Consider the following 15,205-nt stretch of genomic DNA (forward strand, 5'->3'; position numbering starts at 1 on the left):
TACAGACACGTCACCCAAGGCGATCACGAACGAACGGGGCCCACCCCAAGGGGCGTCCCATTCGCACGTTCTCTTCCATCCGGACTATCACCGTCGGCTCTGGAATCGCACCAGATCTGCTGACACTTCGGCACAGGCCAAAGCCGCTCGCGGGCTTGCAGGCGTTCACCCGCTCACCGCCGGTGGGGAATTTCACCCCGCCCTGAGAACACGGCGACCTTGCCAAGATCATCGCCCCCCTGCAACATCCATTCGCGACCATCAGGAGGCCAAATGCACCCGAATCCCGCTTTTCGCGGCACGCCCGCCGACACCAACATCGCCTTCGCCCGCGACCGCGCCTTCGGCACCCTGGCGCTGAACGGCGCAGAGACCCCGATGCTCTCGCATGTGCCGTTCCTGCTTGCCGAAGACGGCAGCCACGCCGACCTGCACCTCGTGCGGTCGAACCCGATCTCACGCAGCCTGAAAGACCCGCAGCCCGCCACCCTCGCGGTGACAGGCCCCGACAGCTATATCTCGCCCGACTGGTACGCCCTCGACGATCAGGTCCCGACCTGGAACTATGTCGCTGTCCACCTGACCGGCACCCTCGCGCCCCTGCCCGATACGGACCTGCCGCCGCTGCTTGAACGGCTCTCCACCTTCTTCGAAACCCGGCTGGCCCCGAAACCGGTCTGGACCATGGACAAGATGCAGGACGAGGCCCTGACCCGCATGTTGCGCATGATCCGCCCCTTCCGGCTGACCATCACCGACATCCAGGGCACCTGGAAACTGAACCAGAACAAACCCGATGCCGCCCGCCAGGGCGCCGCCAACCACGTGGCCAGTGACGGAATCGGCACCCAGACCGATCTTCTGGCCGATCTCATGCACGCCGCAACAGGAGACACCCCATGAAACTCACCTATGCCAGCGCCTCGCCTTTCGTGCGCAAGGTCCGCGTTCTGCTGCTGGAAACCGGACAACAGGACGATGTCGAGCTGATCACGGTGAAAACCACCCCGCTCACCACCCCGGACGAGGTGTTCACCGCCAATCCCATCGGCAAGATCCCGGCCCTGATCCGCCCCGACGGCCCCGCGATCTACGACAGCCGCGTGATCTGCCGCTTCCTCGATGCCCGCGCTGGCAACCCGCTCTACCCGCAGTCCTCGCTCTGGGACGTGCTGACCATCGAGGCCACCGCCGACGGCATCATGGAGGCCGCGGTTCTGATGCGCTACGAAGAGGCGCTGCGCCCCGAGGAAAAACGCTCGGCCGAGTGGCTCGAAGCGCAATGGGACAAGATCGCCCGCGCCCTTGCCGTTCTCAACGCCCGCTGGATGAGCCACCTTGCCGGCCCGCTCGACATGGGCCAGATCGCCGTGGGCTGTGCGCTCGACTATCTCGATTTCCGCCAGGCAGACCGAAACTGGCCCGCCGACAACGACTCGCTGGCCGCCTGGCACACCGAATTCTCCAAGCGCGACAGCATGAAGGCCACCGTTCCGCACGACTGAGTCGCCCCGCTTTTCAAAGCGCGTGCCACGTCATGCGCCCCGGGAAGGACAGCTTTGCCCTTCCCACCCCTGCAAAGGACTGTTTGTCCACCTCCGGAATCGCCCAAAACCAGCGGAAATACATCGAAAATCACGCATGTGGGGATTTGGCGCGACAGAGGGACGCGAGGCCTTCATATAAGCGAAACATCGCTGGACGGGTTGCAACACCTCGGCTAAATAGCGGCGTGGAGAGGCTGCGCCACGCGCGGCCCCAACGATATTGGCCGGATATTCGGCTGAAAAATGGAGAGAACCTCGTGTCCCACGCAGAAGATCACGAAGGCACCCGCAGAGACTTCCTCTACTACGCCACCGCTGGCGCAGGTGCAGTGACCGCAGGTGCAGCCGTCTGGCCTCTGGTCGATCAAATGAACCCCTCGGCAGATGTTCGAGCACTGGCCTCGATCCGTGTTGACGTTTCGGGTGTTGAGCCCGGCACGCAGCTGACCGTCAAATGGCTCGGCAAACCGGTCTTCATCCGCCACCGCACCGGCGCGGAAATCCAGGAAGCCGCAGCACAGGACGCCGAGTTCGAAGCTGGCGTTTCGGTCATCGACCCGTTTGCGCGCAACGTGAACCTGGGTGACGAAGCGGCACCGGCCTCCGACGCCAACCGCACCATGCCCTCGCCGGAAGGCGAAGCACCGCAGGCCTGGATCGTCCAGATGGGCGTCTGTACGCACCTCGGTTGCGTTCCGCTCGGTGACGCGGGTGAATTCGGCGGCTGGTTCTGCCCCTGCCACGGCTCGCACTACGACCTGTCCGGCCGTATCCGCAAAGGCCCCGCGCCTGAAAACCTTCCTGTTCCGCCGGCGGAATGGGTCGACAACAGCACCATCAAACTCGGTTAAGGGAGTACCCAGATGTCCGGCATCCCCCACGATCACTACGAGCCGAAGTCCGGCGCCGAGAAGTGGCTGCACAAGCGTCTTCCCGTCGTTGGCCTGATCTACGACACCATCATGATCCCTACCCCCAAGAACCTGAACTGGTGGTGGATCTGGGGCATCGTCCTTGCCTTCTGCCTGGCGCTTATGATCGCCACCGGCGTCGTCATGGTGATGCACTACACCCCGCATGTTGATCACGCATTCGCGTCGGTCGAACACATCATGCGTGACGTGAACGGCGGTCACATGATCCGCTATATCCACATGAACGGCGCGTCGCTGTTCTTCTTCGCGGTCTACATCCACATGTTCCGCGGCCTGTACTACGGTTCCTACAAGGCGCCCCGCGAAATCACCTGGATCATCGGCATGCTGATCTTCCTGCTGATGATGGGCACCGGCTTCATGGGCTACGTTCTGCCCTGGGGTCAGATGTCCTTCTGGGGCGCAACCGTGATCACCGGCCTGTTCGGCGCGATCCCGTTCATCGGTGAACCGATCCAGACCTGGCTGCTCGGCGGCCCGGCAGTGGACAATTACACCCTGAACCGTTTCTTCTCGCTGCACTACCTGCTGCCCTTCGTGATCGCCGCGCTTGTGATCGTTCACATCTGGGCCTTCCACACCACCGGCAACAACAACCCGACCGGTGTTGAAGTCCGCCGTGGTTCGAAAGAAGAAGCCGCGAAAGACACCCTGCCCTTCTGGCCCTACTTCGTGGTCAAGGATCTTGTTGGCCTGGCCATCGTTCTGGTGTTCTTCTTCGCCGTTGTTGGCTTCATGCCGAACTACTTCGGTCACCCCGACAACTACATCGAAGCCAACCCGCTGGTAACGCCTGCACACATCGTTCCCGAATGGTACTTCCTGCCGTTCTACGCGATCCTGCGTGCCTTCACCTCCGAAGTCTGGCTGGTTCAGTTCCTGAGCTGGATCACCGGTGGCATCGTTGACGCGAAATTCGTGGGCGTTCTGGCCATGTTCGGCGCCATCGCAGTCATGGCGATCGTGCCGTGGCTCGACACCAGCCGCGTGCGCTCGGGTCGTTTCCGTCCCCAGTTCAAATGGTGGTTCCTGATCCTCGTCATCGACTTCATCTTCCTGATGTGGCTCGGTGCCATGCCCGCGGAAGAGCCCTATGCGACTCTCTCGCTGATCGGTGCAACTTACTGGTTTGGCTACTTCCTCGTGATCCTGCCGATCCTCGGTGTGATCGAAAAGCCGACGACTCCGCCGGCCACCATCGAGGAAGACTTCAACAACCACTACGGCAAACCTGCTGAATAAGAGGAAACAGGATAATGCTTAAGAAACTTAGCATCGCTGCAATCGCTGCCCTGTCCCTCTCGGCAGGCGCCGCATCGGCCGCCGGTGGCGCAGGTCACGTCCATGACGTCGACTTCTCCTTCGAAGGCCCCTTTGGCAAGTTCGACCAGAACCAGCTGCAACGCGGTCTTCAGGTGTACACCGAAGTCTGCGCCGCATGTCACGGCATGCGCTATGTGCCGCTGCGCACCCTGGCCGACGAAGGTGGTCCGCACCTGCCGGAAGATCAGGTTCGTGCCTACGCCGAACAGAACTTCGAAGTGTTCGACGCCGAGCTGGATGATTTCCGTCCCGCACGCCCGACCGATCACTTCCCGGAAGGTGGTGATCCGAACGCGCCCGACCTCAGCCTGATGGCCAAGGCACGCGCGGGCTTCCATGGTCCGGCCGGCACCGGCATGAACCAGCTGTTCAAAGGCATGGGTGGCCCCGAGTACATCGTCTCGATCCTGACCGGTTACACCGGCGAGGAAAAAGAAGAAGCGGGCACCACCTTCTACGAAAACACCGCCTTCCCGGGTGGCTGGATCGCCATGGCCCCGCCGCTCTACGGTGAGGACGTGGAATTTGCCGATGGTCACTCGAACGAGCTGCACCACGAAGCCGAAGACGTGTCTGCCTTCCTGATGTGGGCCGCCGAGCCCAAGATGATGGCACGCAAACAGGCTGGCTTTGTTGGCGTTCTGATGATGGTTGTCCTGGCTTCGCTCCTGTTCCTGACGAACAAGAAGCTCTGGGCGCCGGTCAAAGGCAAGAAGTTCACCGGCTAAGCCGCACTTCACCCGAAACAGGAAAACCCGCCGGTCTCTCCCCGGCGGGTTTTTCTTTGCCTGAACACACCGCACCTCCCCCGGGAAACCTTCTCGAAGGTTTTCCCACGCGCACATTTTTCTAGAAAAATGTATGCCCCACGCGCTATCCCTGAGCAGCATTTCAAGGAGCTTCCGATGTCCAACGCCCTGATCGTGATCGACGTGCAAAACGATTTCTGCCCCGGCGGTGCGCTGGCCGTGCCCGAAGGCGACTTGATTGTGCCCGGCATCAACGCCCTGATGCAGGATTTCGACGCCGTGATCCTGACCCAGGACTGGCACCCCAAAGGCCACTCCTCCTTTGCCACCTCCCACGCGGGCAAGGCCCCCTTCGACATGACCGAGATGCCCTACGGCCCACAGGTGCTCTGGCCCAACCACTGCGTTCAGGGCAGCGAAGGTGCCGCCTTTCACGCCGATCTCGACACCACCCGCGCCGATCTGATCATCCGCAAGGGCTACAACCCCGCCATCGACAGCTACTCGGCCTTCTTTGAGAACGACCAGACCACCCCCACCGGCCTCGAAGGCTATTTGAACACCCGTGGCATCACCGCCCTCACGCTTGTGGGCCTCGCCACCGATTTCTGCGTGGCCTTCTCCGCGCTGGATGCTGCCCGCCTTGGCTTTGACGTCACCGTCCGCAGCGACCTCTGCCGCGCCATTGACCTCGACGGCTCGCTCACCGCATCCCTCACCGGCATGAAAGACGCGGGCGTCAGAATTCTCTGATCAGGGGTGAAATTTTCACCCATATTTCGTGCTCTTACGCTAGGGTGAGGAACCTTGAATTCAAAGCGAGACCTGCATGAGCGACGAGATTCGCGACATTGAACGCCGACAGGCGGAGTTCGATGCCGAGCATAGCCCGGAAGGGCTGCTAAAGCGCTATGCCGCTGGTCGTGTTCGCCATTTTCCCGGTCGCCAGATCGTCACGCTTTCCGGCGCGCTGACGCTGGGCGTGCTTGTCTCTTTCGAGATCGGCCTGATCGCGCTGTGCATTGCCCTGGTCGGCGAAGTGCTGGATGTGCTCTTGCTGCGGCGCGTCCCTGCCATGTTCGCCAAGGGGGCCAGCTTTGCCCGGGTCCAACGGCTGACCGCGGTATCCGGGATGTTTCAGGCCCTGACCATCGCCGCCTGTGTTGGTCTTGCATGGGTCTCAAGCGAAGATCACGCCAGCACCTTCTTTTGCATGGCCTACCTGACCGGCGCGGCCATCAACGGCGGTATCATCCTGCCGTTCCACCGCCATGCCGCCATCGGCAAACTGCTGGTCTACGGTCTGACCTGCCCGGTGCTTTTCGCCATCCACCTCTTCGACGATCACGGCGTGAACAAGGATTTCTTCTTCAACCTGCTCGCCGCGATGATGATGACCTACATGGTCGGTGCCTTCATTTCCTACGCGGTCGCAGGTCGTCGGCGGCACTTCAGGAACAGCCGCAGCCTGCTTGCCCAAAGCCTCCAGATCGCCAAGGCCCACGCCTCCCTCAACGAACAGCAGGACAGGCTCCGGCAACTTGCCCTAGTCGCCGAACGCGCCACCGACAGCGTTCTAGTCTCCGACATTGACGGGACAATCCTCTGGGTCAACGACTCCTTCACCCGCATCACCGGCTACCCCGCAGAAGAGGCGATCGGACGCCAGCCTGCCGATCTCCTGAACGGACCGGACACCGATCTCGACGTCAGCGACGACATCGCCCGCGCCATCGCCGAACAGCGCCCCTTCCGCGCCGAGATCATCAACTATACCAAGGATGGCCGCCGTATCTGGATCGAAACCAACCTCACCCCCGTCTTCAACGACGCGGGCGAGGTGGACATGGTCATCGCCATTGAACGCGACATCACCGAGGCCAAGGCATACGAGGACGAACTGGACGCCGCGAAGCGGGCCGCGGAACAGGCCGAGCAGGCCAAGAGCGACTTCCTTGCCAACATGAGCCACGAAATCCGCACCCCGATGAACGGCATCGTCGGGATGGCCGACCTGCTCTCCGAAGCGGGCCTGTCACAGGAAAACCAACTCTACGTCGATACCATCAAGCAATCCGCCGACGCGCTTCTGACCATCATCAACGACGTGCTCGACTTCTCCAAGCTGAACGCGGGCAAGCTGACAATGCACCCCGTCCCCTTCCGCCTGCACGACTGCATGATCGGCATCGTCCGCCTGCTGGAACCGCAGGCCCGCCAGAAGGGCCTCAGCCTTGAGTACACCCCCGATGGCACCCTGCCCGAGTTCGTGATCGGCGACGAGGGGCGCTTCCGCCAGATCCTCGTCAACATCATTGGCAACGCCGTCAAGTTCACCGAAACAGGCGGCGTTTCGGTCGTGATCGCCGCCACCGAAATCGCGGGCCAGCAACACCTCAACATCCGCGTCACCGACACCGGCCTTGGCATCGCGCAGGACCAGCTCGATCACATCTTCGAACAGTTCGCCCAGTCCGAATCCGCCGCGACCCGCAAATACGGCGGCACCGGCCTCGGCCTCGCCATCTCGAAACTGCTGATCGAAAAGATGCAGGGCAGCATCCGGGTCACCAGCACCCAGGGCAAGGGCTCGTGCTTTACCATCACCCTGCGCATGGGCACCGCCGACAAGGCCACCCGCATCCCGCAAAGCGCCCGCCTGCCCGCACCGGAACAGTTCACCGGCCTCACCGTCCTTCTGGCCGAGGACAACCAGACCAACCGCCTTGTCATCCGCAAGCTGCTGCAGGACTACCCCATCAGCCTGATCACCGCCCATGACGGGCGTCAGGCTGTCGACAAGACCAAATCCTACCGCCCCGACGTGGTACTCATGGACATGTCCATGCCCGAAATCGACGGGCTTCAGGCCACCAAGGAAATCCGCGCACTCGCCCTGCCCCAGCCCCGTATCATCGCCCTCACGGCCAACGCCTTCGACACCGACCGCGAGGCCTGTCTCTCGGCGGGCATGGACGACTTCCTGTCAAAACCCGTGCGCAAGGCCGACCTCCTGACCCGCCTCTTACCGGAAACTGACGCTGCGGTTTAAGGGCCTTGGCCCTCTCCGGGGAATTGGGTATCAAAATCTCCGAAACAAAACTTGGGGCCGCAGATCATGGTCGATATCGCCACCCGCGTCTGGAACCACAAATGGAAGATCGACCCGATCGTGCGCTCGCTGATCGACAACGACTTCTACAAGCTCCTGATGTGCCAGTCGGTCTTCCGCAACAAGCCGAATGCCACTGTCACCTTCTCGCTCATCAACCGCTCCGACAGCGTGCGACTGGCGGAACTGATCGACGAAGGCGAACTACGCGAACAACTCGATCACATCCGCTCCCTCTCGCTCACCCGCGGTGAAAGCACCTTCCTGCGCGGCAACACCTTCTATGGCAAACGCCAGATGTTCCGCCCCGACTTCATGCACTGGTTCGAAAACCTGCGCCTGCCCGATTACCACCTCGAGAAACGCGACGGCCAGTACGAGCTTACCTTCGAAGGCAAGTGGCACGAGGTCATGCTCTGGGAAATTCCGGCCCTGGCGGTGCTGATGGAATTGCGCGGCCGCGCCGTCCTGCACGACATGCGCAAATTCGAACTTCAGGTGCTTTACGCCCGCGCCATGACCAAGCTCTGGGAAAAGATCGAACAGCTGCGCCGCGTCGACGGGCTGCGCATTGCCGACTTCGGCACCCGCCGCCGCCACTCCTATCTCTGGCAGGACTGGTGCGTTCAGGCCATGACCGAAGGGCTGGGCCACAAGTTCGTCGGCACCTCGAACTGCCTGATCGCCATGAAACGCGATCTCGAGGCCATCGGCACCAACGCCCACGAACTGCCCATGGTCTATTCCGCACTCGCGCAGGACGATGCCACGCTGGCCCAGGCCCCCTATCAGGTGCTGGCCGACTGGCACGAGGAACACGAGGGCAACCTGCGCATCATCCTGCCAGACACCTATGGCACCGAAGGCTTCCTGAAACGTGCGCCCGACTGGCTTGCCGGCTGGACGGGTATCCGCATCGACTCGGGCGACCCTGCCGCCGGCGCCGAAACCGCGATCCGCTGGTGGAAAGAACGCGGCGAAGACCCGCGCGACAAGCTGATCATCTTCTCCGACGGTCTCGATGAAACCAAGATCATCGAGCTGCACGAGCAATTCGTGGGCCGTGCCAAGATCTCCTTCGGCTGGGGCACTCTGCTGACCAACGATTTCCGCGGCCTCACCCCTGGCGACGCGCTCGCGCCTTTCTCGCTGGTCTGCAAGGCGGTTGCGGCGAATGGCTCCCCAACGGTCAAACTGTCGGACAACCCCAACAAGGCAATGGGCCCCACCGACCAGATCGACCGCTACAAGCGCGTCTTCGGCGTGGGCGAACAACAGGAAATGGACGTGATCGTCTAATCACGGGTCAGAAAGGCCACGATCCGCGCCGCGACTTCCGGGTCGCGCAGGATGCGGTTGTGGCCCAATCCTTCGGTTGTCACCAGTTCCGCATCCGGCCAGGCCTCGGCCACGCCCCGGCCACTCGCATAAGGCACCTGGCTGTCGTCTGCATCGTGCAGAACCAGCGCGGCCTGCGCCATCCCGCGCGCCACGGGCACCACCTGCAAGTCCTCGAAAGTACGGCCATAGGTCCGTTCGATCCGCGCCTGCGCCCGCCCCTCGACACGGTCCGACGCCCCGACAAACCGCGCCACCATCTTGAGATAGGTTCCGGGATAATCCGGCGGCGCAATCAACACCGTCTTTTTCGCCGCCACGCCGGCTTGCAAGGCAAACACCGCTGACGCCGCACCAAGCGAATGCCCGACAATGGCCTCCAAAGGCCCCTCTACCCCGGCCACGTCGACAATCGCGTCAATCATCTCCGGCAACGCCGTCTGCTTGCCCTCGGCCTGCCCATGCGCGGGGGCGTCAAACGCGACAACTCTGAAACCGGCGTCCACCAAGGGGGCAACAAAGGCTCCCATCTGGCTCGCCCGCCCTGAAAACCCGTGCGCCAACAGAACGGTTGGCCCTTCGCCCCATTCGTAGACCGGTATGCGCCGCTTGCTGTCAAAAGCCATCCACTTGCGGGTCGCTCCGGCCATCCATGAAACCTCGCGGTCAGGCACCCTGTGGCGATGCGGCGTGGTGAAAATCGTCATCAACCACGCCGCCGCCCGATCCGGCGCAATCCGTGACACGGCCGCCATGCCCAATCGCAGGGCCAACACCCCAACCGCAGGCTTGGTGCGACGTGGCTTAACACGCCCTGCAAGGGAGGCTTGGCTTGTATCCGTCATCATCCCGATCCTTCCAATCTGACAAAACTCAAGTCAGTTCTAAAACAGAACTTAATATGAGTTCCCTTTTAGAACTTGTCAATGCGTGCTATATGACACCCATGAAATGGAACGATCTCTCAGAAGAAGCCTGCCCAGTTGCCCGGGCGCTGTCCGTCATCGGCGACCGCTGGACGCTGCTGGTCCTGCGCAACATCCTTCTCGGGATGCGCCGCTTTGACATGATTCAGGCGGATCTCGGGATTACGCGGCACGTTCTGGCCGACAGGCTCAAGAAACTCGAAGCCGCCGACCTCGTTGAACGCCGCCCCTATCAGGAACGCCCCACCCGCTACGAATACCGGCCAACTGCCGCGGCCAAGGATTTCGTGCCCGTCATGCAGGTTCTGATCTCATGGGCAAACGCGTATATTCCAAGCGACAAGCCCCCGCCCTACACGATGGTCTCGCGCGAGTGCCGAACGCCACTTGCCCCAAAGGTGATCGATGAAAACACCGGTCAGGAAGTCGCCTATTCCACGGTCTGGGCCGAGTTCACCGGCGACAAGGATTAACCCAGCCACCCCCGGCACAGTTCCACCGCCCGCACTGCATAGGTTCGGGTCGACGGGTGGTCGTCTGCATAGCGCCCGATCACCCAGCCACAGCTTGCCAGCCCCCGCATCACGGTAAAGGCTTCCAGCAGCGCCTCGGCCCCGTCGGGCAGATCGCGCAGGCTGGCGTATCCCGCCAACAGTGCCTTGCCCAGCGCATCCTTGTTGGGCTGGTCCCAGTTCTGCGACATCGCCACGCCCAGCTCGTACATGCGGAAGCCGAACACGCCGTCGTCAAAGTCGATCAGCTGCACAGCGCCGTCTTTCACCATCACGTTTTCGCGCAGCGCATCGGCATGGATCAGGCCGAAATCCGCCCCGGCCTGCCCGTCCAGAATCTCCGCCAACCGCGCCCGCGCCGCCTGAAGAATTTCGATTTCGGGCTGTGTTAGAGACGCATTCTCCCAGAACCGCCCCCACGCCGGATCGTCCCCGACAAGCGCATCCTTGTCCAGAACGGGGCGTGTGAACCCCTCGGGCAGATCCGCCGCGTCACTTGCCAGATGCAGCCGCGCCAGCTCTGCGCCCAGCGCGAAATGCAGTGCCGCCTGCGTCTCGGGTGTCCCCTCAAGCGGCACATCCCCTTCGCCCATCGGCGCGCCGTCAACCCATGTCACCAACGAGGCCATCCGCCCGGCCTCGGGCACCTCGGCCAGCACGTCGTTGGCCAGCGTTCGCACCGGCACCGGCACATCCATCCCTGCCGCCACCAGCGCCTCGGACCACCATAGTTCCGAACGGATCGAGTCATCGCTCTGATAGCCCGGACGATGCAGCCGCAGGGCCGCCCGCGCGCCCTCTGACGTGCGGGTTTCGAACACCGCATTCTCGCGGTTCTTAATCAGGCGCGGTTCATCCTCGACACCCCAGTGCCGCATCGCCGCGCGCGCGAAGTCCCGGGCCTCGACGTCCTTCACGCCACAGCCCCCAACGCCGCATCCATCACCTCGGCAAGGTAATCGGCATTGGCGCGGCTGAACACACAGGGCGGGCGCACCTTGAGCGTATTGCTATAGCGCCCCACCGAATGCAGCAGCACCCCACGGTCGCGCATCTCATCCACCATCTTCGCGCACAGTTCGGTCGCCGGTTTGCCGTCCCGCCACAACTCGGCCCCGAAGAACAACCCCGATCCGCGCACATCCGCGATCACGTCATGGCGCGTGGCCACCTCCTGCAACAGCCCAAGCGCATAGCCTCCGACATCCGCCGCGTTCTCGACCAGCTTTTCGTCCTCGATCACGTTCAGCACCGCCATCGCCGCGGCCGCGCTCACCGGGTTGCCGCCAAAGGTGTTGAAATATTTGAACGCATCCTGAAAGCAGGCGAGGATTTCATGCCGTGTCACCACGGCCGCCACCGGATGCCCGTTCGCCATCGGCTTGCCCAACGTCACGATATCCGGACGGAAGCCCAGCTTGTCATGCCCCCACCAGTGGCTGCCGATCCGGCCAAACCCCGGCTGCACCTCGTCCGCGATGATCAGGCCACCCGCCTTGCGCACGACCTCGATGGCACGGTCCATGAAGCCCGCCTCGAGCGTCGGAAAGCCTTCGTTGGCGAAATAGGGGCAGACAATCAGCGCCGACACCCCGTGCCCGTTCGCCTCAAGCTCGGCCACCGCCTGTGCAACACCCTTGGCAAAGGCCTCGGCCTGCGCCTCGCGGCTGCCGCCCACCGGCTCCATGTTGTCCGGCGCGGGCACCTGCCGCACGTGATCCTGATAACCGCCAACCGGCACTTTCGAGGAATTCAGCTGCGAAACAGCCGTGGTATTGCCGTGATAGGTGTTGTCCGTGCCGATGATCCCCGTCTTGCCCGTTATCGCCTGCGCCATACGCAGGGCCACGTCATTGGCCTCTGATCCGGAACAGACCATCACCATGCTTTCCAGATCGTGACCAAACTTCGCGGTCAGCGCCTCGCCATAGTCGAGGATCATGTCATGCACATAGCGCGTGTGAGTGTTCAACTCGGCCGCCTGCCTGGCAATGGCCTCAACCACGCGCGGGTGACAATGCCCGACATGCGGCACGTTGTTATAGCAATCAAGATACTGACGCCCGTCCTTGTCCCAGAGATAGGCCCCCTCGCCGCGCGCCACATGCACGGGTTCGCGGTAAAAGGTGGTCATCTGCGGCCCCAACAGCCGGGCACGGCGATCCAATGCGGTGGTCATGGTCACTCCCTCACGTCCATGCCGCCTTTGTTGCCAAATTGGATTTGGGATACAACCCCAAGTTAGCCTTTCTCAGGCTCCCCCCGCAGACGATGCGGCGACATGCCGTAACGCGCCCGGAACAGCCGCGAGAAATGCGAGGACGAGTTGAAGCCACAGGCCACGGAAACTTCGGTCACCGACATCGAGGTCTGCAGCAACAGATGCTGCGCCCGCTGCAACCGCATGTCCATGTAATACTTCTTCGGCGTCGCACTCAGATACCGACGAAACAACCGCTCCAACTGTCGGGTCGAGATATTCACCGTCTTGGCAAGATCACCCGGCCGAAGCGGCTCTTCCAGGTTGGTTTCCATCAGGGCAAGAATCTCTGACAGCTTGGGATGCCGCATCCCGATCCGTTCCGCCACCTGCACCCGCGCCGAATGCTGCAACACTCGGATGTTGGTGTACATCAGCTGGTCCGCCACGAGGTTTGCCAGCTCGGGGCTTTCCGCTTCCGAGATCAGGGTCAGTAACAAGTCGATCACCGCCGTGCCACCCGCCGTCGAATATCGCTTGTTGCGCACCGTATAGGTATAGTCCGAAAGCTCCACGTCGGGGAATTTCTCGGCAAAGCTGTTGCGGTTTTCCCAGTGGATGGTGATCGCCTCTTCGCCGATCAACCCCGCTTCGGCCATCACCCAAGCCCCGGTATAAAGCCCCGCGATCTCACAGCCCTGCCGTGCGCATTTGCGCAACCACTGGAGCACCGCCGGCGTACAGTTCTTGCGCACATCCGCACCCGAGCAGATCACGACGATATCGTCGCGGCTTACATCCTCAAGCCCGTGATCGATGGGATATTCCGCCCCAAGTGAATCCGTGACAGGCACACCGCCCTCGGAACACACGACGCTGGAAAACGGCGTTCCCATCGCCATCCGGTTGGCTGTCTTCAACGTCTCCATCGCCATGGCGAATGTCATGGCCGAATAATTCGGCAGAAGCAGAAAGATGAAGCGTTTCGTGGCACCGCGATGTGCGGAAGCTAAGTCGTCCATAAGCCAACCATTATCGTTTGTCTGATATGTTTCCCGTTTCTTGCCGTAGGGGCAAGACGTTTACTCGTCACCACGCACACGTCCCCGCAGGGATTTGACCTCGCCGCGTTCCTTCTTGGCCTTCAGCCGTCGCTGTTGCGATCCATAGGTCGGCTTGGTCTTGATCCGGCGCTTGGGCACCACGGTTGCCTTGCGCACTAGTTCGGCAAGACGTTCCCGCGCAATGTCCCGGTTGCGCGATTGGCTGCGGGTCTCGTCGCACTGGATCACGATAGCACCTTCCTTGGTCCACCGCCGCCCAGCCAGCCGCTTGAGCCGCGCCTTCACCGGTCCGGGCAGCGAAGGCGACCGCGCCGCCTCAAAGCGCAACTCGACCGCGGTTGCCACCTTGTTGACGTTCTGGCCACCCGGCCCAGAGGCGCGCACGAACTGTTCCGTGATCTCCCAGTCCTCAAGGCTTATGGTGTCGTCGATCCTCAGCATACCCTGTTCCGGCCCTTGCCGTTTCCCTGTTCCAAAGCGCGGCGACTTAACCGTCGCACGGTGCGTTAACGCCGGAATTTCATCAAAATCGCACCGTCGCAATACCGACATGATACCGACGTGGCACCGACGTACAAAATTGCCGCTTTTCTAGGCATTAACCATGTTTGCCAAGTCCATGTCAGACGGCAAACGAAAAGGGCTGTCTCCGCAGCGGAAAACAGCCCTTCGAGATGTAAGGAGGTGCGTAGGTTAGGTTCGCACCAATCTGGATTTCATGTCAGCCAAGGGCTGCCTCAGCCGCATTTCCTCCACACTGTTCCAACACCAATCTCCATGACTTCTCTAGACAATGGGCACCTCCTTTCAAGCTGTTTCGCATGATCAGGTTGCCACAGCCTGTGGATAAGTCAAACAAAATCATGTGGTGCGAGGCATTAAATACCCCACGATGATGCGGAAGGGCACAAGAGCGAGCAGCGCAAGGCTCAATTTGACCAGCCAGTCGGCAAAGCCAAGGCTCACCCACAACGGAACCACCGGACCAGCACCCAGAAGCGGCAGCATGTCGCCAGCCCAGCTCACGTCGTTTGCAGGCTCCAGGAAGGTCAGCGCGCCCGAAAAGGCAATCGTAAAGAAGATCGCGGTATCAAGCGAAGAACCGACCAGGGTCGACGCAAGCGGCGCACGCCACCACGAGCCTTCCCGCAGGCGGTTGAAGATCGCCACGTCGGTAAGCTGGGCGGTCAAAAACGCCAGTCCGGAGCCCAATGCAATGCGCAGGGTCACGGCGGGATAAGTAAACCCGTCGCCCTGGAGCATGATCTGGGTGCCGATGACGGAACAGATCACGCCGACGACGAAACCGGCAACAACCACGCGGCGCGCAGCGGCCACGCCATAGACGCGGTTCATGACATCGGTCACGAGAAAGGCGAGAGGATAGGTGAATGCACCCCAGGTCAGCCACTGGCCATAGAGAAACTGAACAAGGATGTTAGACGCCACCACGATGGTGGCCATGGCAAGAATGCCAGGAAGGTGGATCGTTTTCATGT

15 protein-coding genes and 1 riboswitch are annotated in these 15,205 nt (G+C 61.9%); of the genes, 9 read left to right on the plus strand and 6 right to left on the minus strand.

Annotated elements, in window-relative coordinates; translation table 11 throughout:
* Nucleotides 1-63: 63 nt before the first annotated feature.
* A riboswitch (FMN riboswitch) is annotated at nt 64-214 on the minus strand.
* A 59-nt stretch (nt 215-273) separates the two neighbouring features.
* From ABWV42_RS11850 to pncB, 8 genes are all read left to right on the plus strand, one after another.
* Entirely contained in the window at nt 274-903 is a 630-nt protein-coding gene (locus ABWV42_RS11850; protein WP_353340279.1) for an FMN-binding negative transcriptional regulator, read from the plus strand.
* The gene (locus ABWV42_RS11855; protein WP_353340281.1) at nt 900-1,505 is read left to right on the plus strand and encodes a glutathione S-transferase; all 606 of its coding nucleotides are present in this window, start codon (nt 900-902) and stop codon (nt 1,503-1,505) included. The genes ABWV42_RS11850 and ABWV42_RS11855 overlap by 4 nt, the downstream gene beginning before the upstream one ends.
* A 299-nt stretch (nt 1,506-1,804) precedes the next feature.
* Nucleotides 1,805-2,398 carry a ubiquinol-cytochrome c reductase iron-sulfur subunit gene (petA, locus tag ABWV42_RS11860; RefSeq protein WP_255104196.1) on the plus strand — a complete coding sequence of 198 codons (594 nt, stop codon included), beginning with the start codon at nt 1,805-1,807 and terminating at the stop codon, nt 2,396-2,398.
* Between the two features lie 12 nt (nt 2,399-2,410).
* Nucleotides 2,411-3,724 (plus strand): cytochrome b, encoded by a 1,314-nt coding sequence (locus ABWV42_RS11865; protein WP_255104197.1) that lies wholly within the window; start codon nt 2,411-2,413, stop codon nt 3,722-3,724.
* Nucleotides 3,725-3,738: 14 nt separating this feature from the next.
* Nucleotides 3,739-4,533: a cytochrome c1 gene (locus ABWV42_RS11870; protein WP_255104199.1), complete on the plus strand. Its 795-nt coding sequence runs from the start codon at nt 3,739-3,741 to the stop codon at nt 4,531-4,533.
* Nucleotides 4,534-4,710: 177 nt separating this feature from the next.
* Entirely contained in the window at nt 4,711-5,307 is a 597-nt protein-coding gene (pncA, locus tag ABWV42_RS11875) for a bifunctional nicotinamidase/pyrazinamidase (RefSeq protein ID WP_353340283.1), read from the plus strand.
* A 76-nt stretch (nt 5,308-5,383) separates the two neighbouring features.
* Complete coding sequence (locus tag ABWV42_RS11880; protein WP_353340284.1) at nt 5,384-7,606, plus strand: PAS domain-containing hybrid sensor histidine kinase/response regulator; 2,223 nt, start codon at nt 5,384-5,386, stop codon at nt 7,604-7,606.
* 66 nt (nt 7,607-7,672) lie between these two features.
* Nucleotides 7,673-8,965 carry a nicotinate phosphoribosyltransferase gene (pncB, locus tag ABWV42_RS11885; protein WP_255104203.1) on the plus strand — a complete coding sequence of 431 codons (1,293 nt, stop codon included), beginning with the start codon at nt 7,673-7,675 and terminating at the stop codon, nt 8,963-8,965.
* Here the strand turns inward: pncB and ABWV42_RS11890 are convergent.
* A complete protein-coding gene (locus ABWV42_RS11890; RefSeq protein ID WP_353340286.1) occupies nt 8,962-9,849 on the minus strand; it encodes an alpha/beta hydrolase in 888 nt (295 codons plus the stop codon). The genes pncB and ABWV42_RS11890 overlap by 4 nt on opposite strands.
* Nucleotides 9,850-9,941: 92 nt before the next feature.
* Between ABWV42_RS11890 and ABWV42_RS11895 the strand changes: the two genes are divergently transcribed.
* Nucleotides 9,942-10,403: a winged helix-turn-helix transcriptional regulator gene (locus tag ABWV42_RS11895; protein ID WP_353340288.1), complete on the plus strand. Its 462-nt coding sequence runs from the start codon at nt 9,942-9,944 to the stop codon at nt 10,401-10,403.
* Here ABWV42_RS11895 and ABWV42_RS11900 read toward each other — a convergent pair.
* The 5 genes from ABWV42_RS11900 to ABWV42_RS11920 form a co-directional block, all read right to left on the minus strand.
* The gene (locus ABWV42_RS11900) at nt 10,400-11,359 is read right to left on the minus strand and encodes a phosphotransferase enzyme family protein (RefSeq protein ID WP_353340289.1); all 960 of its coding nucleotides are present in this window, start codon (nt 11,357-11,359) and stop codon (nt 10,400-10,402) included. The genes ABWV42_RS11895 and ABWV42_RS11900 overlap by 4 nt on opposite strands.
* A complete protein-coding gene (locus tag ABWV42_RS11905; RefSeq protein ID WP_353340291.1) occupies nt 11,356-12,621 on the minus strand; it encodes an aspartate aminotransferase family protein in 1,266 nt (421 codons plus the stop codon). The genes ABWV42_RS11900 and ABWV42_RS11905 overlap by 4 nt, the downstream gene beginning before the upstream one ends.
* A gap of 62 nt (nt 12,622-12,683) precedes the next feature.
* Nucleotides 12,684-13,589 (minus strand): GlxA family transcriptional regulator, encoded by a 906-nt coding sequence (locus ABWV42_RS11910; RefSeq protein ID WP_353340293.1) that lies wholly within the window; start codon nt 13,587-13,589, stop codon nt 12,684-12,686.
* 135 nt (nt 13,590-13,724) lie between these two features.
* Nucleotides 13,725-14,147: an alternative ribosome rescue aminoacyl-tRNA hydrolase ArfB gene (gene arfB, locus ABWV42_RS11915; protein ID WP_353340295.1), complete on the minus strand. Its 423-nt coding sequence runs from the start codon at nt 14,145-14,147 to the stop codon at nt 13,725-13,727.
* A gap of 420 nt (nt 14,148-14,567) precedes the next feature.
* Nucleotides 14,568-15,203 (minus strand): queuosine precursor transporter, encoded by a 636-nt coding sequence (locus ABWV42_RS11920; protein ID WP_353340296.1) that lies wholly within the window; start codon nt 15,201-15,203, stop codon nt 14,568-14,570.
* Between the last annotated feature and the right edge of the window lie 2 nt (nt 15,204-15,205).

The sequence above is a fragment of the Pelagimonas sp. KU-00592-HH genome, from assembly GCF_040369695.1.
GTDB lineage: Bacteria > Pseudomonadota > Alphaproteobacteria > Rhodobacterales > Rhodobacteraceae > Shimia.